Below are 25,823 nucleotides of genomic sequence, written 5' to 3' on the forward strand. Positions count from 1 at the left end.
TGACAGGAATATGAATCACTTCATAAACCTGACTTACTTTAGTGTGAGACTCTTGATACTTTCGCTATCTGATCCGAGGATCAGCTCGCTTCCATCAAGCGCCCACACTTATCGGCTGTTAATTTTTAAAGAGCATTTCTGCGAGAAACCTTCTGTTCCTCAGCAGCGCTGCGTTTTCAGCAGCAGAGAAGCGAGATTATGAACCGTCTTTCTTCGCTCGTCAACAACTTTCTGAACTGCTTCGTTGCGACGGCGAGGGGTTCAACTTCGTGTGCGCCGGGGCTTCTACAACCTTCCCCGTCAGCACCGCTTCCCTCCCCTCCCGCGCCGCGTTTCCGTTAGCGCGAAAGAGGCGTGATTGTAGGCACCCGCCTCGAACCGCGCAAGGGGTTTGATGGATTTTTCTTCGCCCCCGTCGAGACGGCCTTCCGGCCATGCCGAAGCACAAGGCCGCTTATGGTGCAAAGAACGGACTAGAATGTGAGGCTCTTCGCCCCTTTCTATACGTATTTAATATGCGCCAGCGAATCGCCAAACGCCTCCCCCCCGACGCCGACAAACTGGTCGGCCTGTCGCTTGCGCTCTTCGCCTCGGGCAGCCGCATCGAGGATCGCTTCTGGGAAGCGAAGCTCGACGCACTGCTCGCCAAGATCGTTCGCAACGGCAACCAGACCACGCTCGACGCGGCACTCGACCATCTACAGCAGAACCACCCCGATGCCTACGGCGCGCTCGCCGACATGGCCGAGACGCACAGTGAATCGATGGTGATCGAGCACGACGGCCAGCCGTACGATGCACTGCTGGTGGCCGTCCCCGTTCTCGCGTGGACGCGCTACATGATTCCATCAGGCCCGCTGAAAGGCGATGTCGCCGACGCACTGCGCACGCAACTGCAGGCGCACGTGCTCGCGAGCGGCACGCTCGTCGGACTGGCCCCGTTCCTGTACAGCATCGACCAGCTGCCGCGCCACCACGTCGAGACCTACCGGCTCGCCCAGCAACTCGCGCATGCGGCAATCGGCCAGCACGCCGCCAAGCTGAGCTTCGGCGACCTGCCCGAAACTTCGCCGATCCTCGCCGACCCGCGCTTCCTGCTCGCCGTGGTGGCCGCGCCGGCCGGTGCACCGCTGTTCCGCTGGCAGGAAGAAGAGCACGGCAACCGGATCGAACGCGGCCAGTGTCTCGAGCAGTGGACCGCCCAGGGCGGCCCGAGCCTGTCGGTCGCCCTCCCCGGCTGCGAGTTCGAATGCCTGCTTCCGGACGCGTACTACTCGGCCTGCCGCGATGCGGACGAGAGGATCCGTCCGCACACGGTCCGAACGGCCATCCGTTATCTTTTCGACACACTTGGTGCGGCACCGCAGGAACTTCGCGCCGTGGTCGCGGGCTTCGGCGAGCGCCGGATCGACGAGTATCGCGTCGGCTTCACGCGACGTGCCAGCAACGACGTGATCTATGGCGTCGTGTGGCCGCTGTACGGCCGCGAGAACGGCGACGTGTCGACCGACAACGCGACGCTCGAAGGCGAAGCGCCGATGGAAGGGCCGATGGAGGAAATCGTGAGTCTGCTGAAGGAATGCGGCGTAACCGACGTCCGGCGGCACGCAGGCCGCTTCGAGCCCGAGTACTGCGACGACTGCGGCGTGCCGCTCTATGCGGACCCACTCGGCGAGATTGTCCACGCCGAAATGCCGGAAGACGCATCGCCGGCCCAGCCGCACTTTCACTGATCGCGCACTGCAGGCTCGTCGAGCCTGCCCGACAAAGCCGCTCCCGGTTCCTGCCGGAGCGGCTTTTTTCTCGCCCGCATTTCCCTCCATTCAAAATTTCGGACTTTTCCTAAGCCTTTCAGCCAAGCAGACATCGTGTAAGGTCTTTGTCATGATCGGATCCAAGCCAAGACATGCCGACGATAGATCAATGACTCACCTTATGGAGCTTGAATATGCGATTCCTGGTGTTGAACTCAGACGCCGAACGGCGTGACGGACTGAAGGCCCTGCTGCGGCAGATCGACCGTCACGCCAGCATCAACGATGCGCCCGACGGTTTCCAGGCGCGCCGATTGCTGCGCGCCCAGCGTTTCGACCTCGTCGCAATCAACTGGCCGGACGTCGGCCGGCTCAGCGAACTGCAGGCACTCTGCAGCGCCTGCTCGCCGACGCCCGCCGCGGTATTGATCGACGAATCCACGCCGGAAGCCATCCAGCGCTTCTACAACTATGGCGTCGCGGGCGTGATTCCGCACTCCATGCGGCCGCACCTGATCGTGCGAGCTCTCGAAATGGTGCTGCTGGGCGGGCACTACATTCCGCCCATTGCGCTCAGCCTGCTGCCGTCCGCCGCCGCGGCCCGCCACGACGCCCATTTCCAGACGCTCGCCGGATCGCTGCCGCGCCGCCCGGCAAGCCGCCTCCTGTCGCCGAGACAGGCGCAGATCATGCGCTTCGTCCACATGGGCAACACCAACAAGATGATCGCCCGCACGCTCGGCATCAGCGAAGGCACCGTAAAGATCCACCTCGCCAGCATCTTCCAGCAGCTTGGCGCGGCAAACCGGGCCGCGGCCGTCGCGATCTACAACGGCTGGCTGTCGCCGCATCTCGAGGTGCTGCTGGCAAACCGTGAGCGTGCGGACAAGCCGACCATCGGCGAACGCGGCCCGGTCCCGCTGCGCATGCAACGGAAGAACCGTCCGTATCCGCTGCCGGACGCAAACACCGCGGACCTGCCGCTCGCGGCCGAACCGCCGGCGCGTTTTCGGCGCGAACGCTAGTCGGACTAGTATCGATATTGCGACGGTCAGCAAGTGCGGATTCCCACCTTTGATGCTCAACGAGTAATATGGACGCATGGGTTTTCTTTTCACACCGCTTCCGCTCTGGGTTGGCATCGGCGGCTGGATCGGCGCCGTGGCTCTGCTCGCGCTCGCGCTCTGGAATCGCCCCTTCGTCCGCCTGCAGGACGCAACGCTCCAGCACGTGTGGCTCGCGCTCGTCACTGCAATTACGGTTCTGTGGGCCTCGAATGCATGGCTCGAGGACGGCATCGTCATGCACCTCCTCGGCGCGACGCTGCTCGTCACGCTGTTCGACTGGACGCTTGCGCTGATCGCGATGGGTGCCGTCACGGGCATCGCCGCGATCGTCTTCGACGCGCCGTGGCACGGCATCGGCCTCACCTATCTGATCTACGGCGCGCTACCGGTGGCCGTGTCCGCGTTGCTGCAGCGCGCCGTGATCGCATGGCTCCCGCCTAACCTCGCATCGTTCATCACCGGCCAGGGATTCCTGTCTCCGGCCATCGCGATCGTCGCGGTCGCCGCGGCCGCGGCCGGCGTCCAGCTCGCGCTCGCGGACGGCGTGCCCGTCGTGATTCCCGCCGGCTATCTGCTCAATACCGCGCTGCTCGCGCTTGGCGAAGCGTGGTTCACCGGCATGGCCACCGCGCTCATCGCCGTCTATCGTCCGGCGTGGGTCACCACGTTCGACGTGCGGCGCTATCGTCTCGGCGGCCCGCGCGCCTGAGTGCGCCGGTTCCGATGCGATCGGCACACGCGCCGATCCGCTTGCGCAGCGCGGGAGAGTGCGGCACCTACTGCCGCCCAACTTTTTTACGCTAAGATTGAACTCCTGTTCTTCATCGGGCATCTATACCTGCCCGATGCCTCATTCGCTCCTCACCAATAACCAGATGGACAGCTCTCCTGCCTCGCTCCGGATTTTCCGGGCGCTCGGCAAGCTGGCAGCCTGTGTCGCCGGCCTGTCGCTTGCGCTTCCGGCACCGGTATTCGCCGACCTCCTCGACCAGCGCTCCGAACTGATCAACAAATTCGTCAACGAGATGCATGCCGATCCGATCGTCGCCGATTGTGCGGCGCACGGTAGCTTCATCGCCAGCACGTCGTCGGCCTTCGATCGCGTCGACTTCGCGCCGAAGGCGTTCGAAAGCGGCAACGCGGCGATCACGCCGTGGAACGATTCGTTCGATCAGGGCAAGCAGCGCGTAAAGGTGGACAACATCGTCACCGTCGACGGCCTCGGCATCCATAGCGACGGCAGCGACCCGACACCGCTGAAATTTCGCTGCGGCTATGTCGGTCAGCAAATGCTTGCGTTCAGTTGGAACGATCCGGTGCCGCCGCTGAAGCCGCGCGTCGAGCGTCCGTCGTCGTCGACGAAGAAGTTCACGGGCAAGTCGCACCGCGGCAAGGTCAAGGCAACGAGCCGCACCGGCAAGAAAGCCGCCGCAACGAAGAAATCAAGCGGCCAGAAGAAAGTCGTGAAGAAGAAAACCGCGAAGAAGTCCTGATCGGACGGTAGCGGCCACGACAGAAGCGAAAAAGCCGGCGCATCGCACGATGCGCCGGCTTTCTTCATGTCGACGGCGATGCGCTTACGCGAACGTCTCGACGTGCACCAGGATTGCCGCCAGCATCGCGGCACCCAGCGCCGCACTGCGTTCGCCGTTCCAGCCGACCCGCTCGTCGGGCAGGTTCGCGTTGTCCTTGAACGGCATCTCGAGCGTCAGCGACAGGCACCCGAACTGGTGGCCGATGTACTTCGATGCGAGCTTGAGCGCGTCTTCCTTGTACTTGCTCGCCGCGTAGCCGTGCTCGGTCTGGAAATCCGGGCTCGCGACCTTGAACGCATCGATGAACGCGGTCTGCTCCTTGCGCTGCTGCTCGGTGAAGCTCGGCAGCATCTCCGAACCCGCGACAAACACGTACGGCAGATCCTCGTCGCCGTGAATGTCGAAGAACATGTCGCAGCCGATCGCATGGATCGCGTCGCGCACGGCCAGCACCTCGGGGCTGCGCTCGGCATCGGGCTCCATCCACTCGCGGTTCAGGTTCGCGCCCGCCGCGTTGGTGCGCAGGTTGCCGTGCACGCTGCCGTCCGGATTCATGTTCGGGACGATGTAGAACGTCGCGCGATCGTAAAGCTTGCGCGCCACCGGATCGCCCGCCCAATCGCCCCATCCGGCCAGCCGCTTGACGAGCCCTTCGATGAACCACTCGGCCATCGTCTCGCCGGGGTGCTGACGCGCGATGACCCACACCTTCTTCTTCGGTGCGCCGTCGACTTCCGGCGTACCCAGCGTCAGCAACGACATCGGCCGGTCTTCGACCGTGCGGCCAAGCTCGACGACGCGCGCCTGCGGCAATTGCTGGATCGCGCCGAGGAACGCCGCGTGGCGCTCTTCCGAATACGGCTCGAAATACGCGTAGTAGATGCTGTCGAACTCGGGCGTATGGTCGATGGTCATCGTCTTGCCGTCGAAGGTCGTCGGCACGCGGAACCAGTCGACGCGGTCGTAGCTCGCGACCGCGCTGTAGTTACGCCATCCCGACGGATACGCGCATTCGGCCGCATTCTCGAACGACATCACGCAACGCTCGCCGCGCGCGCCCGTGACGCGGTAGTAGAACCATTGGGCGAATTCCGAGCGGTTGTCGCCGCGCACGCGCAGCCGGATCGCGTCCGGGCTGTCGCACGACACGACGTCGATGGCGCCCGCGTCGAAATTGCTGGTGATCGAAAGGGTCATCTGTCTCTCCTGTGTCGACGGGAGTTAGTGCTTCAGCACTTACTCCGGGCCCATGCAAAGCTGTCGAGCGGAACGGGCGGTTGGCCGCCTGCCCGGCCGCATGCATGCGCCGGCCGTCTCGTGAACGGCCGCCAGGTCACTCGCCGATTCGCCGGCGATATACGTAAGTCGAATCGTTCGATGCAGCGGCGTCGAACGCGTAGTCTTCCATCGCGAAATCCTTCAGCGCCGCCGGTTCGGCGATGCGGTTCTCGACGATATAGCGCGCCATCAGGCCACGCGCGCGCTTCGCGTGGAAGCTGATGATCTTGTAGCGGCCGCCCTTCCAGTCCTCGAACACCGGCGTGACGACCGGTGCGGCCAGCAGTTTCGGCTTGACCGACTTGAAGTACTCGGTCGACGCGCAGTTGACCAGCACGCGCGCCGCGCCGCTGCGCGTCTCGAGCTGCTCGTTCAGCGCACGCGTGATCCGGTCGCCCCAGAACGCATACAGATCCTTGCCCCGCGCGTTCGCGAAACGGGTGCCCATCTCGAGCCGGTACGGCTGCAGCAGGTCGAGCGGACGCAGCAGTCCGTACAGGCCCGACAGCACGCGCACGTGGTGCTGCGCGTAGTCGAGATCGGCAGCCGACAGCGATTTGGCATCGAACCCTTCGTACACGTCACCGTTGAACGCGAGCACCGCCTGCTTCGCATTGGCCGGCGAGAAGGTCGGCGACCAGTCCGCGTAGCGCTGGAAGTTCAGGCGCGCGAGCGGGTCGGAAATGTCCATCAGCGTCGCGATGTCCTGCGGCGACAGCTTGCGCAGGCCGTCGATCAGTTCCGACGCATCGTCGACGAATGCAGGCTTCGTGTAAGACGGGACGTGGGCGGGCGTATCGTAGTCGAGGGATTTGGCGGGAGAGAGAACGATTATCATAGAGGCTCGCTGGCACGCCGTGCCTTGCGGTCAGACGAAAACCACCGATTGTAACGAATGACCCGCTCCTCCGCCCCGCACGCCGCACATCGCGTCGTGCTCGACTCGAACGTCTGGATCGACATACTCGTATTCGACGACCCTGCCACACGCCCGATCCGCGCTGCGCTCGAACGCGGCACGCTGGCCGCCGTGATCGACGGCCGCTGCCTGAACGAACTCGAGCTCGTGCTCGACTACCCGCAGTTCCGCGAGCGCGCGATCGACAAGGCCGAAGCGCTCGCGACCGTCGCACGCCTGACGAGCCGCGTCGAGCCGCCGCCCGTCGACGCCGACGCGCCGCCGCTGCCGAAGTGCAAGGACCGCGACGACCAGAAGTTTCTCGAGCTCGCGCGCGCCGCGCAGGCCGACTGGCTCGTGTCGAAGGACCGTGCGCTGCTCAAGCTCGCGAAGCGCACCGCACGCGACTTCGGCTTCCGGATCGCGCAGCCCGCGCCGTTTACCGAAGCCTGCGCGCTCGATGCCGCGTCGGCCATCCCCACCACGCCGGCCTGACGGGCCGACGCAACACGCTGCGACCGTATCGATGAACGCTCCTTCCGACATGCCTACGAATCCCGTTTTCCCATCGCGCCTGCCGAACGTCGGCACCACGATCTTCACGGTCATGAGCGCGCTCGCCGCCGAGAAAGGCGCCGTGAATCTCGGCCAGGGCTTCCCGGATTTCGACTGTGATCCGCGCATCGTCGACGCGGTCGCGGCCGCGATGCGCAACGGCCACAACCAGTATCCGCCGATGGCGGGCGTCGCGCCGCTGCGCGACGCGATCGCCGACAAGATCGCGCATGTCTACGGCCGGCGCTACGACCCGGCCACCGAGATCACGGTGACGGCCGGCGCGACGCAGGCACTGCTGACGGCGATCCTGTGCGCGGTGCATCCGGGCGACGAGGTGATCGTCGTCGAGCCGACCTACGATAGCTACCTGCCGTCGATCGAGCTCGCCGGCGGCAAGCCGGTGTTCGTCACGCTGGAGGCGCCCGACTACGCGATCCCGTTCGATCGTCTCGCCGCCGCGATCACGCCGAAGACGCGGATGATCATGATCAACACGCCGCACAATCCGACCGGCACCGTGTGGCGCGAGGCCGACATGCGCAAGCTCGAGGCGATCGTGCGCGGTACCAACGTGCTGATCCTGTCCGATGAAGTGTACGAGCACATGGTCTACGACGGCGCCCGGCACGAGAGCGTCGCGCGCTACCCGGAATTGGCCGAGCGCAGTTTCATCGTGTCGAGCTTCGGGAAGACTTACCACGTGACGGGCTGGAAGGTCGGCTATGTCGCTGCGCCTGCCGCACTGATGGCGGAGTTCCGCAAGGTCCATCAGTTCAACGTGTTCACGGTGAACACGCCGACGCAGATCGGGCTCGCCGACTACCTGCGCGACCCGGCACCGTACCTGACGCTGTCCGACTTCTACCAGAAGAAGCGCGACTTCTTCCGCGCCGGCCTCGAACGCACGCGCTTCAAGCTGCTGCCGTGCACGGGCACGTACTTCCAGTGCGTCGACTATTCGGCGATCAGCGACCTGCCCGAAGCGGAATTCTCGAAGTGGCTCACGTCGGAAATCGGCGTGGCGGCGATTCCGGTTTCGGCGTTCTATCACGAGCCGCACGAATCGGGCGTCGTGCGCTTCTGCTTCGCGAAACAGGAAAGCACGCTCGCGTCCGCACTCGAACGGCTCGCGCGCCTGTAAGTCCGGCACGGGCAGCAAGGCGCTGCCCGCTCTGTGTCCGGCTTGTGCTTACGAACGCGTGGCGGCTGTCGCCTCGACATAGGCCTTGCGATCGGCCGCCACGCGCTGCGCGGCCGGCCGCTCACCCACCAGCTTCGCGTGCGCCTTCCAGTCGATGCCGGCGTCGAGCAGGAAATCGCGGCCGAAGATGACCTTCGTCGCCATCCCGATCACCGGCAGGTGGACCGATGCGGCGATGTCTGCCAGACCAAATGTGTCGCCGAGCACGTAGGGCGAGAACTGCGTCATCCGCTTGAATGCTTCGATCGCACGCGGCAGCCGCTTCTCGACATGCGCCTTGGTCCCGTCGCTGACCTTGCCGCCGAAAAACGCTTCCGTATAGACCTCACGCGCGGGCCATTCGAGATACAGCTCGAGCGTCTCGACGAGTTCGCGCACCTTCGCGGCCGCGAACAGCCCCGCCGGAAAAATGGCCTTGTCGGGATAACGCGCGGCCAGATACTCGATGATCACCTGCGACTCGAACAGCGCACCCTCTTCCGTCTTCAGGAACGGAATCTTGCCGAGCGGCGAATCGGCGAGCAATGCAGGATCGCTGACCGGCAACGTGCATGTCGCTTCCTCGAACGGGATGTCATGTTCGAGCAGGACGAACTTCACCTTGTTGTAATAGTTGGACAACGGAATACCGCACAGCTGTAGCATCGGAGTCTCCTTCGTTGCGGGAGCGCGGCCGCAGCGACGCCGGCCGCACCAGGATTCGTCGCGCTGAAAAGCACGTTCGTGCTAGTCTAAAGCAGTTTCATGTCCGTCACGACAACAATGCATCCGCTGCGGCAGCGCCCTCGCGGGTATGCGCACGAGCCCGCGCAACGCGCGGCGCCGCAGCCTCGCCATCCGATGGAGACACCCCCGCATGAGTGCTGAACTGCTGGCCTCGCGTCCGCCCGAGAGCGAATCGACGCTCGTCCTCACGCTGTCCAATCCCGGCGCGCGCAATGCGCTGCATCCCGACATGTATGCGGCCGGCGTCGAAGCGCTCGCCACCGCCGAGCGCGATCCCGCGATTCGCGCGGTCGTGCTCACGGGCGCCGATCGTTTCTTTTGCGCGGGCGGCAACCTGAACCGGCTGCTCGAGAACCGCTCGAAGGATCCGTCCTACCAGGCCGACAGCATCGATCAGCTCGGCGCGTGGATCACGGCGATCCGCGCATCGACGAAACCCGTGATCGCGGCGGTCGAAGGGGCGGCGGCCGGCGCGGGCTTCTCGCTCGCGCTCGCGTGCGACCTGATCGTCGCCGCACACGACGCGAAGTTCGTGATGTCATATGCGCGCGTCGGCCTCACGCCCGACGGCGGCGGCTCGTGGTTCCTCGCCCGCGCGCTGCCGCGCGCGCTGGCCGCCGAAATCCTGTTCGAAGGCAAGCCCGTCGCGGCCGAACGCCTGCATGCGCTCGGCGTCGTCAATCGGCTCGCCGTGCCGGGTTCCGCATTGTCCGATGCGCTCGCGTGGGCCGACTCGCTTGCCGGCATCTCGCCGAACGCACTCACGCGCATCAAGTCGCTGCTCGACGATGCGCCCGCACAGCCGCTCGAAACCCATCTCGGCACCGAGCGCGATCACTTCGTCGCATCGCTGCATCATGCGGACGCGTTCGAAGGCATTACCGCGTTTCTCGAGAAACGGCAGCCGCGCTACAAGCGCTGATCCGCGCAATCCCGCTGTTCTAACGGCCTCGCCGCGCCGCATCGACACGCGTGCGCCGGCGCGCGGCCGCGCCGGGCCGCCGCCTGCAGCGCACGTCGATCCATGCTCTAATGACCGCCTGTCGCGGCGTCCTGCCGGCGCCGTTTTCGCGCATGCAACGAAGGAGTTGACGATGATCGACGTCTACAGCTGGGCGACCCCGAACGGCCACAAGGTACACATCATGCTCGAGGAAACGGGCCTCGCGTATCGCGTGCATCCGGTCGATATCGGTGCGGGCGACCAGTTCAAGCCTGAATTCCTGAAGATCAGCCCGAACAACAAGATCCCCGCGATCGTCGACGCGGACGGCCCCGGCGGCAAGCCGATCTCGCTGTTCGAATCGGGCGCAATCCTCGTGTACCTTGCGGAAAAGACCGGCAAGTTCCTGCCGACCGACCCGGCCGGGCGGTACGCGACGCTCGAATGGCTGATGTTCCAGATGGGCGGCATCGGCCCGATGCTCGGGCAGGCGCACCACTTCCGCCTGTACGCGCCGGAGCAGATCGAATACGCGGTCAATCGCTACACGAACGAAGCGAAGCGCCTGTACAACGTGATGGAAAAACGGCTCGGCGAATCCGAATATCTCGCGGGCGACACGTACACGATCGCGGACATCGCGACGTTCCCGTGGACGCGTTCGTGGCAGAACCAGGGCATCGTGCTCGATGAACTGCCGAACGTGAAGCGCTGGCAGGAAGCGATTGCCGCGCGTCCGGCCGTGCAGCGCGGCGTCGAAGTCCTCGCGTCGATGCGCAAGGCACTGCAGGACGACAAGGCGCGCGAGATGCTGTTCGGCGCGACGCAATACGCGAAGCACTGAAGCAGCACGCGCGGGCAACGCGGGCGGCATCCGTCGATGCCGCCGCGCGCATCAGAAGTAGTGCAGCGTAATGAATTCCGCCGCGCAAACCAGCAACGGCGTGTCGGGACGCTCGGCCTGCATCGATACCGACCATGTGACCTGCACGCCGCCCCGCGCGGCCTCCGCGGTTTCCTTCACCGCGAACAGCGCGCGCACACGCGTGCCGACCGGCACCGGCTTCAGGAACCGCACGCGATTCAGTCCGTAGTTCACGCCCATCTTCTGCTCGAAGCGCATCGCCTCGGCCATCAGCGCGGGAATCAGCGACAGCGTGAGGAATCCATGCGCGATCGGACCGCCGAACGGCGACTCGCGCCGCGCGCGCTCGGGGTCGACGTGGATCCACTGGCGATCGCCGGTCGCGTCGGCGAAACCGTCGACCCGACGCTGGTCGATCTCGACCCAGCCGCTTGCCAGCGGTTCCGCGCCGATCTGTGCATGGAGCGCCTGCGGCGACGCGATCAGCGGCAATGTCACGTCCGTCATGCGCCCGCTCCTTGCGGATGGCGCAGCCCGAAGATCACCTTGGTATGCACGGAGATCACCGTGTCGCCGGCGCCGTTGATGCCGATCCACTCCGACGACACGATGCCGCGGTCGGGCTTGCTCGCCGACACGCGCTTGTCGTGGATCTTCTGGAGCATCGTGATCGTATCGCCGGCACGCACGGGCTTGAGCCAGCGGATCGAATCGATGCCGGGCGAGCCCATGCTGGTCGAATCCGGCCCGAGCTTCTTGACGAGGAGGCTCATGAACACCGAACACGTATGCCAGCCGCTCGCGACCAGTCCGCCGAACGGCGATGCCTTGCCGGCTTCCTCGTCCAGATGGAACGGCTGCGGATCGTAGCGTTGCGCGAACGCCTTGATGTCGTCCGGTTCGAACGTGTAGCGGCCGATTTCGGTCGTACTGCCGACTTCAAGGTCTTCGTAACTGATACCCACTGTGTGTCTCCTGTGGCGCGCTCGCGCGTCGCCGTCATGCCGCGTCGGCCTGCGCGAAATCCGGCAGGGCCGCGATGCGCGCAAGGTGGTGATCGGTGTCGCCGAGGGTCGTCTCGATAATCGACAGCCGCTTGAACAGATGCGCGGCGGCGACCTCGTTGGTCACGCCCATGCCGCCGTGCAGTTGCACGGCCTGCTGGCCGACGAAGCGCGCTGCCGCGCCGACCCGCGCCTTCGCGGCCGACACCGCCTTGCGCCGCGCATCGGCATCGCCGCCCGCGTAACGCACCGCGGCCAGGTAGGTCAGCGAACGCGCCTGCTCCGCGTGAATCAGCATGTCGACCATCCGGTGCTGCAGCGCCTGAAAACGCGCGATCGGCACGCCGAACTGTTCGCGCGTCTTCGTGTATTCGACCGTCGCGCGGTTCAGTTCGTCGAGTGCGCCGACCGCTTCCGCGCAGAGCAGGAAGGTCGCGTAATCGGCAATCTGCTCGAGCGCGGCCGCATCGCGTGCGCCGCCGGTCAGTTGCCGCGCGGGCGTTTCATGCAGCTCGATGGTTGCGGCGCGCTGGCCGTCGATCGTCCGATAGTCGACGAGCTTCACTCCCGCGGCGTCGCGCTCGACGACGAACAGGCCGATGCCGCCGCCGTCGACCCGCGCGGGCACGATCCACGCATGCGCCTGTGCGCCGTGCTGGACGACCGACTTGGCGCCGGTCAACCGGCAAGCACCGCCCTGCTCGCGTGCCTGCGTGCCGAGTTCGTACAGGTCGTAGCGCGCCCGCGGTTCGTGAAATGCAACCGCCAGGCGCTTCTGCCCCTGTGCGACCGCTTCCAGCAGCGCGGCATCGTCGCCCGTGCCGGACCCGGCAATCCGCAGCGCCTCGATGCCGACCGCCGTCGCCCAGTACGGCTCGACCACGAGTGCGCGGCCGAGCTCCTGCATCGCGACCAGCATGTCGACCGGGCCGCCGCCGAATCCGCCCTGTGCGTCCGGCACGGGCAGCGCGGTCAGGCCCAGCTCCGCGAATGCGCTCCATTGCGCGTCCGACACGCCCGCATCGCTGCGCACGATGGCCTGGCGCGCGTCGAAACCGTACTGCTCGCCGAGATAGCGGCGCAGCGCGTCGGCGAACTGTTGCTGCTCATCGGTAAAGCTGAAATCCATGGTTGTCTCCGTTCCCTGATCACAGCCCGAGGATCATCTGCGCGATGATGTTCTTCTGAATCTCGTTCGAGCCGCCGTAGATCGACGTCTTCCGATAATTGAAGTAGTACGCGGCGAGCGGCGCGGCATCGTCGTCGCCGGCGATGCTGTGTTCGCGCTCGCCCTCGAGGAACGGCACGTCGAACGGCGCCGCGAGCGGCCCGATCGCCTCGAACATCAGCTCGGTGAGCGCCTGCTGCACCTCGGTCCCCTTGATCTTCAGCATCGACGCCTCGGGGCCCGGCCCCTTGCCGCTCGTCTCGCGGCTCACGACGCGCAGCACCGTCACCTCGAGCGCCATCAGCTCGACCTCGAGCGCCGCGACCTTCGCGGCAAACACGGGATCCGCGAGCAACGGCTTGCCGTTCTTCTGCTGGTGCGACGCCACACGCTTCAGGAACACGAGCTCGCGCTTCGACGCGCCGACGCGCGCGATACCGGTGCGCTCGTGGCCCAACAGGTATTTCGCGTAGGTCCAGCCGCGGTTTTCGTCGCCGACGAGATTCTCGACGGGCACCTTCACGTCCTCGAAGAACACCTCGTTGACCTCGTGATCCTCGTCGAGCGTGATGATCGGACGCACCGTGATGCCGGGCGTCGCCATGTCGATTAGCAGGAACGAGATGCCCTCCTGCTTCTTCGCCGCGGGATCGGTGCGCACGAGGCAGAACATCATGTCCGCGAACTGGCCGAGCGTGGTCCAGGTCTTCTGACCGTTGACGACGTAGTGATCGCCGTGGCGTTCGGCGCGCGTGCGCAAGGAGGCGAGGTCCGAACCGGAGCCCGGCTCCGAATAGCCCTGACACCACCAGTCGGTGCCGTCGAGGATGCGCGGCAGATAGTGGCGCTTCTGCGCTTCGCTGCCGTATTTCATCAGCACCGGCGCGACCATCGACACGCCGAACGGCAGCACGGTCGGCGCGCCGATGCGGGCGCACTCCTCGTCCCAGATGTGGCGCTGCGTCGCGTTCCAGCCCGGGCCGCCGTATTCAGCCGGCCACGCGGGCGCGGACCAGCCGCGCTGGCCGAGAATCCGGTGCCAGCTCGCGAAATCCTCGCGGTCGAGTCGTTTGTGATCGAGTACCTTGGCGCGCAGGGCGTGAGGCAGATTGGCCTCGAGCCAGGCGCGGACGTCAACGCGGAACGCGTCGTCGGCGGGGGAATAGTCCAGATCCATGCGCAGTGTCTCCTGACCGCGGCCATCCGGCCCGGCCAGGACCCACTGCGTATGTCATTGCAGCGGTTCTTTCAGCGCGGCGGGAATCGGCAGCGGCATCACGTCGATGCCTTCTTCAACCAAGGATTGCGCATCCTCCGGCGTCGTGACGCCGCGAATGCTGCGTGCCGGCGCCTCGTTGTAATGGATGCGCCGCGCTTCCTCGGCGAAGCGCTCGCCCACATTCTCGGTCTTCTCCAGCACCTCGCGCAGCGCGCGCATCACCTGCGCCTGCAGCGCACGCGGATCGACCGGCTGCGCCTGCGTCGCACCCGACAGGTTCAGGCGCGGCGCCGACGGCATCCGGTTGATCTCGGTCGTCCCGCACACCGGACATTCGACCAGCTTGCGGGACAACTGCGCTTCGAACTCATCGGCGGAAGCGAACCAGCCTTCGAACCGATGACCGTGCGGGCACTGTAAATCGAGGACCTTCATGCTGTGAATCAGGGCGTGTGACGAGTGTAGCGCAAAACGCGCTTTTGTGAACGATCGTGCTAAATCGGATCGCGCGGCCGGAAAGCGGCCGCGTCACCGGATTGTAACGCGGCGCCCCACCCGCCGCTGACGCGCGGTCAGGGCTTCACGACCGGGCCGAGCGGCCAGGTGCCGGACAGTACCTTGTCGAGCCACATCATGCCGATGATGGTCTTCACGTCGGTGATCTGGCCCGTGCGCACCCATTCCTGCAGGTCGGCTTGCGTCGCCGTGAAGGTTTCGAGGAATTCGCCTTCGTCTAGCTTGCGCTCGCCGGCCGTCAGCCCGCGCGCGAGATACAGGTCGATGAATTCGGTCGAGTAGGAAATGATCGGATGAATGCGGGCCAGGAACACGTATTCGCGTGCCGTGTAGCCGGTTTCCTCGCGCAGCTCGCGCACCGCGCAGGCGAGCGCGCCTTCGTCCGGATCGAGCTTGCCGGCCGGGAATTCGGCCATGACCTTGCCGATCGGATAGCGATACTGGCTTTCCATCAGCACGCGGCCGTCGTCGAACAGCGGGATCACCATCACCGCGCCCGGGTGCTGAACGTATTCGCGCGTGGCGCGCTTGCCGTCCGGCAAACGGACGGTATCGCGCTTGAGCTTGAGGAATGAGCCTTCGAAAATCGCCTCGCTCTCGAGGCAGGTTTCGGTCAGTGCGGCGTCGTGATTAGGTAGTTCGGCCATCGGCGGCTCCGTGGATGAGCACGACGGCCGAAGCCGTCAGCGTCGTTTGACGAGATACTGGAACGTGAAGCCGGGAAACGCGAACACGACAAAGAGACTGAAGGTGATCGCGTAAAACTGCCAGCCCTGTTCGAAGTGGTTGCCGGCACGCGACTCGAGCCAGAAGCCGAGGGCGCCGACGACGAAATACAGCACGATCAGCTCGCCGATCCGAACCCACGCGTTCTTCTTCGTCGCGCCGAACGGCACGACGGCGAAGAGGCGTTGGTTCAGGAACGGCACGTTGGCGCAGACGAGCGCCAACAGCACGATGAACCAGCCGGCTGCCGACATTACAGCGGCAGCGTATGACGGATCGCCTGCAGGCAGGCCGTCAGCAGGTGGCTCGGGAACAGGCCGAGCACGACGACCGCGACGCCGTTCAGCGCGAGGATCGTGCGCTTGCAGAAATCGCCGGTGATCGGGGCCGTGTCCTGCGGCGCATCGAAGTACATCAGCTTGACGATGCGCAGGTAGTAGAACGCGCCGAACAGCGACGTGATCACGGCCAGCACGGCCAACCACGTGAGACCCGCGTTGACGGTCGCCTCGAGCACCGCGAGCTTCGCGTAGAAGCCGACGGTCGGCGGGATACCGGCCAGCGAGAACATCATGACCATCATCACGAACGCGAACACCGGGCTGCGCTTGTTGAGGCCCTTGAAGTCGTCGATCGTCTCCGCTTCGAAATCGCGGCGTGCGAGCAGCATCACCACGCCGAACGAGCCGAGCGTCGTGATCAGGTAGACGATCGCGTAGAACATCGCCGAGCTGTACGCGTTCGCCGGTGCGGCCGCGTCGCCCTTCACGATGCCGGCCAGCAGGCCGAGCAGCACGAAGCCCATGTTCGAGATCGCCGAATACGCGAGCATCCGCTTGATGTTGCGCTGGACGATACCGGTGATGTTACCGACGATCAGCGACAGCGCGGCGAGGATCACGAGCGCGGTCTGCCAGTTCTGGGCGAGCGGCAGCAGGCCCATCACCAGGAAGCGCAGACCCCACGCGAACGCGGCAACCTTCGGGCCGCCGCCGACGAACAGCGTCATCGCGGTCGGTGCGCCCTGGTAGACGTCCGGCACCCACATGTGGAACGGCACGGCGCCAAGCTTGAACGCGATACCGGCGACGATGAACACCACGCCGAACATCAGCACGGCTGCGTCGGTGTTGCCGCCGACCGCCTTGTACACCTCGCCCAGCTCGAGCGAGCCGGTCGCGCCGTAGAGCATCGAGATGCCGTACAGCACGAAGCCCGACGCGAGCGCGCCCAGCACGTAGTACTTCATCGCGGCTTCGCTCGACTGCGGCGCATCGCGACGCAGCGCGATGACCGCGTACAGCGACAGCGACATCAGTTCGAGGCCGAGGTACAGCGTCAGGAAGTTGTTGCCCGACACCATCACCAATTGACCGAGCAGCGAGAACATGCCCAGCAGGAAGACGTCGCCGCGGAACATGTCGCGGTCTTCGAGGTACTTGCGCGAATAGACGAGCGAGACCGCGAAGCCGATCGACACGACGGCCTTCATCATGCTCGCGAACGAGTCGACGACGACCATCCGCGAGAAGAAGTAGTACTGGTGCGGGTCGAGCGCCTGCACCGCGAACCACACGCCGGCGACGACCGACGAAACCACCGCGATCAGATAGGTCAGGCGGCGGCCAGCGGCACCGGTAAAGGTGTCGTTCAGCCATGCGACGACGACGGCGACCATCACCAGCGCGTCAGGCAACAGGACATTCATAGGTGCGTTCATGATCTTGATTTCCTCCGCTCGCGATTACTGGGCCAGCGGCAGTTTCGACTGCCCGACATGGGAGAGGAGGTTTTCCACGGAAACGTGCATCACGTCGGTGAAAGGCTTCGGATACAGGCCCATCAGCATCGTGAACGCGGCCAGCACGGCCAGCATCAGGAATTCGCGACGGCCGATGTCCTTCAGCTTGGCAACGTGATCGTTCGCGACCGCGCCGAAGTACACGCGCTTGTACATCCACAGCGTGTAGGCGGCGCCGAGGATCAGCGTGAATGCCGCGCCGAATGCGATCCAGAAGTTGTACTGGACGGCCGCGAGAATCACCATGAACTCGCCGACGAAGCCCGACGTGCCCGGCAGGCCGCAGTTGGCCATCGAGAACAGCATCGCGAATGCCGCGAACTTCGGCATCACGTTCACGACGCCGCCGTAGTCGGCGATCTGGCGCGAGTGCACGCGGTCGTACAGCACGCCGATGCACAGGAACATCGCACCCGACACGAAACCGTGCGAGATCATCTGGATGATCGCGCCTTCGACGCCGAGCTGGTTGAAGATGAAGAAGCCGAGCGTCACGAAGCCCATGTGCGCGATCGACGAATACGCGACCAGCTTCTTCATGTCGGCCTGCACCATCGCGACGAGGCCGATGTAGATCACCGCGATCAGCGACAGCGTGATCACGACCGGCGCCAGGAAGTGGCTTGCGTCAGGCGTGATCGGCAGCGAGAAACGCAGGAAACCGTACGCGCCGAGCTTCAGCATGATCGCCGCCAGCACGACCGAGCCGCCCGTCGGCGCTTCCACGTGCGCGTCCGGCAGCCAGGTATGCACCGGCCACATCGGCACCTTCACCGCGAACGCGAGGAAGAATGCAATGAACAGCAGGATCTGCGGCGTCATCGCGATCTTGGCGTTCTGCCACGTCGCGAGGTCGAACGAATGCGTCTGCGTGTACAGGTAGATCAGCGCGACCAGCATCAGCAGCGAGCCGGCCAGCGTGTACAGGAAGAACTTGAATGCCGCATACACGCGGTTCGGGCCGCCCCACACGCCGATGATGATGTACATCGGGATCAGGGTCGCCTCGAAGAACACGTAGAACAGCAGGCCGTCGGCCGCCGAGAACACGCCGATCATGATCCCGGACAGGATCAGGAAGGCCGCGAGGTACTGCGCGACGTTCTCGGTGATCACTTCCCACGCGGCGATCACGACGATCACCGTGATCAGCGCGGTCAGCACGACGAACCACATCGAAATGCCGTCGACGCCGAGGTGGTACGCGATGTCGAAGCGTTCGATCCAGGTCGACTTCTCGACGAACTGCAGCGCGGCCGTGCTCGAGTCGAAGCCCGTGATCAGCGGGATCGTGACCGCGAGACCGAGCAGCGAACCGATCAGCGCGACCCAGCGGGCCGTCCCCGGATTTTTGTCGTTACCCACCGCGAGCACGAGGAGGCCGAAAACGATCGGCAGCCAGATCGCGGTACTGAGAATCGGAAAAGCGTGCATTAGTGTTGTCTCCCCGCCTTATTTGCCGCCGAGCGTTACAAACAGGGTCAGGAGCCCCAGCATGCCGATGATCATGGCGAACGCGTAGTGATAGATGTAACCGGATTGGAGGAAGCGGATCACGCCGGCGAACCAGCCGATGAACCGGGCGCTGCCGTTGACGAGGCCGTCGATCACGACGACGTCACCTTCCTTCCAGAGGCCGCGGCCGATCGCCACCGAACCACGGGCGAACACCACTTCGTTGATCTTGTCCATGTAGTACTTGTTGTCCAGCAGCGTGTAGATCGGGCCGAACGCGCGGCGGATCGACGCCGGCAGCTCCGGACGCTTCAGGTACAGGAACCATGCGACGACGACACCGGCGAGCGCCAGCCATACCGGCAGGCCCGACACCGAGTGCAGGCCCATGCCGACCCAGCCGTGGAACTCTTCGGCCATCTCGGCCAGTGCCGGATGGTTCGCGCCGATGAAGATCACCTTGTCGAATGCGACGCCGTGCTGGAAGAAGTCGCCGAACAGCATCGGGCCGATCGCGATCGCGCCGATGATCACCGACGGAATCGCCAGCAGGACCAGCGGCACCCACACGACCCACGGGGTCTCGTGCGGCTCGTGCGCATGGTCGTCATGACCGTGGCCATGGCCGTGATCGTCGTGGCCGTGCGCGGCCGCCATGCCCATCGGCGATTCCGGATGCTTCGGCTTGCGGAAGCGCTCTTCGCCGTGGAACACAAGGAAGTACATGCGGAACGAGTACAGCGCCGTGACGAACACGCTCGCGACGACCGCGAAGTACGCGAAGCCGGAGCCCGGCAGGTGCGACAGCTTCACCGCGTCGATGATCGAGTCCTTCGAGTAGAAGCCCGAGAAGAACGGCGTACCGATCAGCGCCAGCGAACCGACGAGCGACGTGATCCACGTGATCGGCATGTACTTGCGCAGGCCGCCCATGTTGCGCATGTCCTGATCGTGGTGCATGCCCATGATCACCGAACCGGCGCCGAGGAACAGCAGCGCCTTGAAGAACGCGTGCGTCATCAGGTGGAACACGGCGACCGGGTAAGCGGACACGCCGAGCGCGACGGTCATGTAGCCGAGCTGCGACAGCGTCGAGTACGCGACCACCCGCTTGATGTCGTTCTGGACGATCCCGAGGAAGCCCATGAACAGTGCCGTGATCGCGCCGATCACCGTGATGAACGACAGCGCGGTATCCGACAGCTCGAACAGCGGCGACATGCGCGACACCATGAAGATGCCGGCGGTCACCATCGTCGCCGCGTGAATCAGCGCGGAGATCGGGGTCGGGCCTTCCATCGAGTCGGGCAGCCACACGTGCAGCGGGAACTGCGCCGACTTGCCCATCGCGCCGATGAACAGGCAGATACAGGCAACGGTCAGCAGGCCCCAGTCGGTGCCCGGGAAGTGCAGGCTCGCGAGCTCGGCACGCTTCGCGAACACTTCGCCGTAGTTCATCGAACCTGCGAACGCGAGCAGCAGGCCGATGCCCAGCAGGAAGCCGAAGTCGCCCACGCGGTTCACGAGGAACGCCTTCATGTTCGCGTAGATCGCGCTCTCACGCGTGAAGTAGAAGCCGATCAGCAGGTACGACACCAGACCCACCGCTTCCCAGCCGAAGAACAGCTGCAGGAAGTTGTTGCTCATCACGAGCATCAGCATCGAGAACGTGAACAGCGAGATGTACGAGAAGAAGCGCTGGTAGCCGTCTTCCTCCGACATGTAGCCGATCGTGTACACGTGCACCATCAGCGAGACGAAGGTCACGACGACCATCATCATCGCGGTCAGCGAATCGACGAGGAAGCCGACTTCGAGTTTCAGCGAGCCGACGTTCATCCATTCATAGACGGTCGCGTTGAAGCTCGCGCCGCCCATCACGTCGAGGAAGACTTTCGCCGACAGGAGGAACGCGATCAATACGCCGAGGATCGTGATCCGGTGTGCGCCCTTGCGCCCCACTGCGTTCCCGAACAGCCCCGCAATCAGCGAGCCGGCCAGCGGAGCGAGCGGAATCGCCAGCAGCAGGTTTTCATTGAGTGTCATTGACATAACAGCGTTGCCTGAAATTAACCTTTGAGCTGATCGAGATCCTCGACATTGATCGTGTCGAGCTTACGGAACAGGGTCACCAGAATCGCGAGACCGATCGCGGCTTCCGCTGCGGCGACGGTCAGCACGAAGAACACGAAGATCTGGCCGTGCACATCGCCGAGGTAGTGCGAGAACGCGACGAAGTTGGTGTTCACCGCCAGCAGCATCAATTCGATCGCCATCAGGATGATGATGATGTTGCGGCGGTTCAGGAAAATCCCGACGATCGCGATCGCAAAGAGGATCGCGCCGAGTACGAGGTAGTGAGCAAGAGTCAGCATGGTTTCTTTTCCTCCGCTTAGCCGTTGGTGCTCGTACCGGCTTCGCTCTGCGCCGTTTCCGGCTGCGGCTTTTCCGCTTCCATCTTCACGAGGCGCACGCGGTCGTTGCGGCGCACCTTGACCTGATCCGACACGCGTTGGCGCTTGCTGTCCTTGCCCTTGCGCTCGGTCAGCCCGATCGCGGCGATGATCGCGACCAGCAGCACCAGGCCGGCGATTTCAAACGCGAAGATGTAGTCGGTGTAGATCACCTTGCCGATCAGTCGCGTGTTCGACCAGTCGGCCATCGCGCCCGTCGCCATGGCGTGCACCGTGTGCGTGTCGCCGTAGCCGCGCCACAGGATCAGCGCGGTCTCGACCACGATGATCGCGCCGACCACCGTTGCCATCGGCACGAAACGCTTGAAGTCGCGGCGCAGGTAATCGATGTTGATGTCCAGCATCATCACGACGAACAGGAACAGCACCATCACGGCGCCCACGTACACCAGCACCAGCAGGATCGCAAGGAACTCCGCTTCCAGCAGCATCCAGATCGCGGCGGCGTTGAAGAACGCCAGCACAAGGAAAAGCGCAGACGCCACCGGGTTGCGCGAAGTGATCACCTTCAGCCCTGATACCACCAGGAGCAGCGCGAAGATGTAGAACAGTACGGTCGTGAATTCCATGATTACCGGTTCATCGTTAGGCCATAGTCAGGCGCGGCTTGCGGGACGCTCTCGCGTGCCGCACCCGTCGCGGCGGCTCGACCCGTTCATGCCGGGCCGGCACTGCAAACACAATCAACGATACGGCGCGTCGGCGGCCTTGGCCGCAGCGATGTCCTTCTCGTAGCGATCGCCCACCGCGAGCAGCATTTCCTTCGTGAAATACAGGTCGCCGCGCTTTTCGCCGTGATACTCGAGAATCTGCGTCTCGACGATCGAATCGACCGGGCAGCTCTCTTCGCAGAAACCGCAGAAGATGCACTTCGTCAGGTCGATGTCATAGCGCGTCGTGCGGCGCGTGTTGTCCGCACGCGTTTCCGATTCGATCGTGATCGCCAGCGCGGGGCACACGGCCTCGCAGAGCTTGCACGCGATGCAGCGCTCTTCGCCGTTCTCGTAGCGGCGCAGCGCATGCAGCCCGCGAAAGCGCGGCGAAATCGGAGTCTTCTCTTCCGGGAACTGCACGGTGAACTTGCGCCGGAACGTGTAGCGACCGGTCAGCGCGAGCCCTTTCAGCAGCTCCGTCAGGAAGAAGGTCTTAAAGAAGTGTTGGATTGCCGTCATGATTTCGTCCGATCTTTACTTCACCCAGATGTTGAGCGGCGACATCATCCAGAAGCCGACCACGACCACCCAGATCACCGTGACGGGCAGGAACACCTTCCAGCCCAGACGCATGATCTGGTCGTAACGGTAGCGCGGGAACGTCGCGCGAACCCAGATGAACACCGACAGCAGCGCGAACACCTTCAGCACCAGCCAGAAGACGCCCGGAATGAACGACAGGAATTCGAACGGTGCATCCCAGCCGCCGAGGAACAGCGTCGCGGCGAGCGCCGAGATCACGATCATGTTGATGTACTCGGCGAGGAAGAACAGCGCGAACGCCATGCCCGAGTAATCGATCATGTGACCCGCGACGATCTCCGACTCCCCTTCCACCACGTCGAACGGGTGGCGGTTCGTTTCGGCGATGCCGGACACGAAGTAGACGACGAACGCCGGCAGCAGCGGCAGCCAGTTCCACGACAGAAAATTCACGCCGTGGCCGGCGAAGAAGCCGTGCTGCTGCGAGCCGACGATTTCCGACAGGTTCAGGCTGCCGGCCGTCATCAGCACGAGCACCAGCGCGAAGCCCATCGAGATTTCATACGACACCATCTGCGCCGCCGCGCGCATCGCGCCGAGGAACGCGTACTTCGAGTTCGACGCCCAGCCGGCGAGAATCACCGCGTACACGCCGATCGACGAGATCGCCATCGCATACAGCAGGCCGGCGTTCACGTTCGCGAGCACGGCTTCGGCCTGGAACGGGATCACCGCCCAGACGGCGAACGCCGGCACGACGGTCATGACCGGCGCGATCAGGTACAGCCAGCGGCTGGCGGCGCTCGGCTGAATGACTTCCTTCAGCAGCAGCTTCAGCACGTCGGCGATCGGCTGCAGCAGGCCGGCGGGGCCGACGCGGTTCGGGCCGAGACGCACGTGCATCCAGCCGATCAGCTTGCGTTCCCACAGAATCAGGTACGCGACGCACAGCAGGATCACGACGGCGACGACGAGGATGCGCACGACTGCCCACACCGTCGGCCATGCGATGCCGAGAAGCTGGGCTCCGCCCGCGTTGATCGTATCGAACAAGCTCATTTACGCCTTCTCCACCACCAGTTCACCGGACAGGCTGCCGAGCGCTGCGCCGGCAGGCGTCGCCGCCGACACGCGAACGACCGTCTCCGCAAGATTCGCGTCGCGCACGGCCGGCAACTGCACCGCACGCTCGCCCTGGCGCACGCGCACCGCGTCGCCTTCCTTCAAGCCCAGCTTGTCGAACAGCGCGGCCGGCAGGGCTGCGGCGTTCGCCACCTTCGCGGCGGCCGTCAGGTGCAGCGCACCTGCACGGCGCACGAGTGCGTCGGCGTGATAGATCGGCACATCGGCGAGGCGCTCGAAACCGCCGTTCGCGGCAGTCGCCGCGACGCGTGCCGGCGCGACCGACGCCTGGTTCGACAGACGGCTCGCGACACCTGCGTCGCCGAGCGCCGCGAGACGCACTTCTTCGGCGGTCTCGTATTCGAAGTTCGGCAGGCCGAGCAGGCTGCCGAGCACGCGCAGCACCTTCCACGCCGGACGCGTGTCGCCGAGCGGACGCACGACGCCGTTGAAGCTCTGCACCGAGCCTTCCGCGTTCACGTACGTACCGGCCGTTTCCGTGAACGGCGCGATCGGCAGCAGCACGTCGGCGTAATCGAGGCCGTGCTTGAACGGCGACATCACGACGACCATTTCGGCCTGGTTCAGCGCGGCAAGCGCCTGCGCCGGATCGGCGGTGTCGAATTCCGGTTCGACGTTCAGCAGCACGTAGCCCTTGCGCGGCTGCGCGAACGCTTCGCGCGCGTTCAGGCCGCCTTCGCCCGGCAGCGCACCGACGACGTGCGCGCCGACCGTGTTCGCCGCTTCGGTCAGGAAGCCGAACGTGGCGCCGGTGTTGTCGGCGATCCACTGTGCGACGGCGTGCAGCTGCGCGAATTGCGGATGACGGACGGCCACGTTGCCGAGCAGCACCGCACGGCGCTCGCCGTTCGCGAGCGACTGGGCGACCGCTTGCGCGGCCGGCGACGCGGTGACGCCCGCGAGCGTGTCCGGCAGCGCGACGCCGCGCAGTTGCGCGACGGCCGCGGCGACGCCGGCCAGTTCGTCGAGCCATGCCGACGGCGCGGCGACGATGCGCTTCGCGGTCGGGATCAGGGAATCGTCGGCGGTTGCGTTCAGGAAGTGCAGCTTCGCGCCGTTCTTCGCGGCCTGACGCAGGCGTGCGGCGAACAGCGGGTGGTCGCGGCGCAGGAACGAACCGACGACGAACGCGGCATCCACGTTCGACAGGTCGGCGATCGGCATGCCGAGCCACGGTGCACCCTGGACCGGCGCCGAGAAATCCTGCTGACGCAGACGGAAGTCGACGTTCGGCGTCTTCAGTTCGTTGGCGAGCTGCTTCACGAGGAACAGTTCTTCAGCGGTGCTGTGGGCGCTCGCGAGCATCGCCAACGCGTTCGCGCCGTGATCCGCGGCGATGCCCTTCAGGCCCTTCGCGACATACTCGAGTGCCGTCTGCCAGTCGGTTTCGATCCACTGGCCGCCCTGCTTCAGCATCGGCTTCGTCAGGCGCTCTTCGCTGTTCAGGCCTTCGTACGAGAAACGATCCTTGTCCGAGATCCAGCATTCGTTGATCGCTTCGTTCTCGAACGGCAGCACGCGCATCACGCGGTTGTTCTTCACCTGCACGACGAGGTTCGCGCCGACGGAATCGTGCGGGCTCACCGACTTGCGGCGCGACAGTTCCCACGTACGGGCGCTGTAGCGGAACGGCTTGCTGGTCAGCGCGCCGACCGGGCACAGGTCGATCATGTTGCCCGACAGCTCGGAGTCGACCGTCTTGCCGACGAACGTCGTGATTTCCGAGTGCTCGCCGCGACCCAGCATGCCGAGTTCCATCACGCCGGCGATTTCCTGGCCGAAGCGGACGCAGCGCGTGCAGTGGATGCAGCGCGACATCTCTTCCATCGAGATCAGCGGGCCCACGTTCTTGTGGAACACCACGCGCTTTTCTTCCGAGTAGCGCGACGACGACTTGCCGTAGCCGACCGCCAGATCCTGCAGCTGGCATTCGCCGCCCTGATCGCAGATCGGGCAGTCGAGCGGGTGATTGATGAGGAGGAATTCCATCACCGACTGCTGCGCCTTCACGGCCTTGTCGGACTGCGTGCGCACGATCATGCCGGCCGACACGGGCGTCGCGCAGGCGGGCACGGCCTTCGGCATCTTCTCGACTTCGACGAGACACATCCGGCAGTTGGCCGCAACCGACAGTTTCTTGTGATAGCAGAAGTGAGGAATGTACGTATCCGCCTTGTGCGCAGCCTGGATCACCATGCTGCCTTCGGGCACCTCGACCTTCTTGCCGTCTATTTCAAGTTCAACCATGATGGTGAATGGTCCTTAACCTATTTCCGCCCGTTCGCGCCTTCGCCCG

At 64.7% G+C, this 25,823-nt stretch carries 26 protein-coding genes; 8 read left to right on the forward strand and 18 right to left on the reverse strand.

What is annotated here, in order from left to right; translation table 11 throughout:
• Positions 1-515 precede the first annotated feature (515 nt).
• From SB771_RS03960 to SB771_RS03975, 4 genes are all read left to right on the forward strand, one after another.
• Entirely contained in the window at positions 516-1,733 is a 1,218-nt protein-coding gene (locus tag SB771_RS03960) for a DUF2863 family protein (RefSeq protein ID WP_105830682.1), read from the forward strand.
• A gap of 215 nt (positions 1,734-1,948) precedes the next feature.
• On the forward strand, positions 1,949-2,779 hold the full coding sequence (locus SB771_RS03965) for a LuxR C-terminal-related transcriptional regulator (RefSeq protein WP_105830683.1): 831 nt from the start codon (positions 1,949-1,951) through the stop codon (positions 2,777-2,779).
• Between the two features lie 76 nt (positions 2,780-2,855).
• Positions 2,856-3,530, forward strand: coding sequence for an energy-coupling factor ABC transporter permease (locus SB771_RS03970; RefSeq protein WP_175660164.1), 675 nt, complete (start codon positions 2,856-2,858; stop codon positions 3,528-3,530).
• Positions 3,531-3,666: 136 nt separating this feature from the next.
• Positions 3,667-4,314 (forward strand): BspC domain-containing protein, encoded by a 648-nt coding sequence (locus tag SB771_RS03975; protein ID WP_041491223.1) that lies wholly within the window; start codon positions 3,667-3,669, stop codon positions 4,312-4,314.
• Between the two features lie 84 nt (positions 4,315-4,398).
• On the opposite strand, the gene SB771_RS03980 is transcribed toward SB771_RS03975, so the two are convergent.
• Positions 4,399-5,553 carry a carboxypeptidase family protein gene (locus SB771_RS03980; RefSeq protein ID WP_175660165.1) on the reverse strand — a complete coding sequence of 385 codons (1,155 nt, stop codon included), beginning with the start codon at positions 5,551-5,553 and terminating at the stop codon, positions 4,399-4,401.
• Positions 5,554-5,689: 136 nt separating this feature from the next.
• Positions 5,690-6,472 carry a peroxide stress protein YaaA gene (yaaA, locus tag SB771_RS03985; protein ID WP_175660166.1) on the reverse strand — a complete coding sequence of 261 codons (783 nt, stop codon included), beginning with the start codon at positions 6,470-6,472 and terminating at the stop codon, positions 5,690-5,692.
• Positions 6,473-6,529: 57 nt separating this feature from the next.
• Here yaaA and SB771_RS03990 point away from each other — a divergent pair, with 57 nt between their 5' ends.
• Complete coding sequence (locus tag SB771_RS03990) at positions 6,530-7,027, forward strand: putative toxin-antitoxin system toxin component, PIN family (RefSeq protein WP_011657467.1); 498 nt, start codon at positions 6,530-6,532, stop codon at positions 7,025-7,027.
• 31 nt (positions 7,028-7,058) lie between these two features.
• Positions 7,059-8,231, forward strand: a complete 1,173-nt coding sequence (locus tag SB771_RS03995; RefSeq protein WP_410721764.1) for a pyridoxal phosphate-dependent aminotransferase — start codon at positions 7,059-7,061, stop codon at positions 8,229-8,231.
• A 48-nt stretch (positions 8,232-8,279) separates the two neighbouring features.
• Here SB771_RS03995 and SB771_RS04000 read toward each other — a convergent pair whose 3' ends face one another.
• On the reverse strand, positions 8,280-8,936 hold the full coding sequence (locus SB771_RS04000) for a glutathione S-transferase (protein WP_175660168.1): 657 nt from the start codon (positions 8,934-8,936) through the stop codon (positions 8,280-8,282).
• Positions 8,937-9,147: 211 nt separating this feature from the next.
• Here SB771_RS04000 and SB771_RS04005 point away from each other — a divergent pair, with 211 nt between their 5' ends.
• Complete coding sequence (locus SB771_RS04005) at positions 9,148-9,939, forward strand: oxepin-CoA hydrolase, alternative type (protein WP_175660169.1); 792 nt, start codon at positions 9,148-9,150, stop codon at positions 9,937-9,939.
• Between the two features lie 172 nt (positions 9,940-10,111).
• Positions 10,112-10,804 carry a glutathione binding-like protein gene (locus SB771_RS04010; protein WP_175660170.1) on the forward strand — a complete coding sequence of 231 codons (693 nt, stop codon included), beginning with the start codon at positions 10,112-10,114 and terminating at the stop codon, positions 10,802-10,804.
• A 51-nt stretch (positions 10,805-10,855) separates the two neighbouring features.
• Here the strand turns inward: SB771_RS04010 and SB771_RS04015 are convergent, their stop codons facing one another.
• From SB771_RS04015 to nuoG, 15 genes are all read right to left on the reverse strand, one after another.
• Positions 10,856-11,332: a MaoC family dehydratase gene (locus tag SB771_RS04015; protein ID WP_175656599.1), complete on the reverse strand. Its 477-nt coding sequence runs from the start codon at positions 11,330-11,332 to the stop codon at positions 10,856-10,858.
• A complete protein-coding gene (locus tag SB771_RS04020) occupies positions 11,329-11,790 on the reverse strand; it encodes a MaoC family dehydratase (protein WP_011657473.1) in 462 nt (153 codons plus the stop codon). Before SB771_RS04020 ends, SB771_RS04015 begins: the two co-directional genes overlap by 4 nt.
• Before the next feature lie 34 nt (positions 11,791-11,824).
• Positions 11,825-12,958, reverse strand: coding sequence for an acyl-CoA dehydrogenase family protein (locus SB771_RS04025; protein WP_175660171.1), 1,134 nt, complete (start codon positions 12,956-12,958; stop codon positions 11,825-11,827).
• 19 nt (positions 12,959-12,977) lie between these two features.
• On the reverse strand, positions 12,978-14,174 hold the full coding sequence (locus tag SB771_RS04030) for an acyl-CoA dehydrogenase family protein (RefSeq protein WP_011657475.1): 1,197 nt from the start codon (positions 14,172-14,174) through the stop codon (positions 12,978-12,980).
• 54 nt (positions 14,175-14,228) lie between these two features.
• Complete coding sequence (locus SB771_RS04035; protein ID WP_059499251.1) at positions 14,229-14,651, reverse strand: DUF1178 family protein; 423 nt, start codon at positions 14,649-14,651, stop codon at positions 14,229-14,231.
• Between the two features lie 137 nt (positions 14,652-14,788).
• Entirely contained in the window at positions 14,789-15,379 is a 591-nt protein-coding gene (locus tag SB771_RS04040; protein ID WP_012364314.1) for an NUDIX domain-containing protein, read from the reverse strand.
• Between the two features lie 36 nt (positions 15,380-15,415).
• Positions 15,416-15,712, reverse strand: a complete 297-nt coding sequence (locus SB771_RS04045; protein WP_175660172.1) for a DUF2818 family protein — start codon at positions 15,710-15,712, stop codon at positions 15,416-15,418.
• A complete protein-coding gene (gene nuoN, locus SB771_RS04050; RefSeq protein WP_175660429.1) occupies positions 15,712-17,166 on the reverse strand; it encodes an NADH-quinone oxidoreductase subunit NuoN in 1,455 nt (484 codons plus the stop codon). The genes SB771_RS04045 and nuoN overlap by 1 nt, the downstream gene beginning before the upstream one ends.
• A gap of 36 nt (positions 17,167-17,202) precedes the next feature.
• Positions 17,203-18,693 (reverse strand): NADH-quinone oxidoreductase subunit M, encoded by a 1,491-nt coding sequence (locus tag SB771_RS04055; protein WP_175660173.1) that lies wholly within the window; start codon positions 18,691-18,693, stop codon positions 17,203-17,205.
• 18 nt (positions 18,694-18,711) lie between these two features.
• Positions 18,712-20,766, reverse strand: coding sequence for an NADH-quinone oxidoreductase subunit L (nuoL, locus tag SB771_RS04060; protein ID WP_105830695.1), 2,055 nt, complete (start codon positions 20,764-20,766; stop codon positions 18,712-18,714).
• A 17-nt stretch (positions 20,767-20,783) separates the two neighbouring features.
• Complete coding sequence (gene nuoK / locus SB771_RS04065) at positions 20,784-21,089, reverse strand: NADH-quinone oxidoreductase subunit NuoK (RefSeq protein ID WP_004185739.1); 306 nt, start codon at positions 21,087-21,089, stop codon at positions 20,784-20,786.
• A 17-nt stretch (positions 21,090-21,106) separates the two neighbouring features.
• On the reverse strand, positions 21,107-21,757 hold the full coding sequence (locus tag SB771_RS04070; protein WP_006750464.1) for an NADH-quinone oxidoreductase subunit J: 651 nt from the start codon (positions 21,755-21,757) through the stop codon (positions 21,107-21,109).
• Between the two features lie 114 nt (positions 21,758-21,871).
• Entirely contained in the window at positions 21,872-22,360 is a 489-nt protein-coding gene (gene nuoI / locus SB771_RS04075) for an NADH-quinone oxidoreductase subunit NuoI (protein WP_006398806.1), read from the reverse strand.
• Positions 22,361-22,375: 15 nt separating this feature from the next.
• Entirely contained in the window at positions 22,376-23,443 is a 1,068-nt protein-coding gene (gene nuoH, locus SB771_RS04080; RefSeq protein WP_105830696.1) for an NADH-quinone oxidoreductase subunit NuoH, read from the reverse strand.
• Positions 23,444-25,774: an NADH-quinone oxidoreductase subunit NuoG gene (gene nuoG / locus SB771_RS04085; RefSeq protein ID WP_175660174.1), complete on the reverse strand. Its 2,331-nt coding sequence runs from the start codon at positions 25,772-25,774 to the stop codon at positions 23,444-23,446. It lies immediately after the preceding gene.
• Positions 25,775-25,823: the final 49 nt, after the last annotated feature.

Origin of the sequence: Burkholderia sp. SIMBA_051, from assembly GCF_046534915.1 — a bacterium.
In the GTDB taxonomy this organism is placed as follows: Bacteria; Pseudomonadota; Gammaproteobacteria; order Burkholderiales; family Burkholderiaceae; genus Burkholderia; species Burkholderia ambifaria.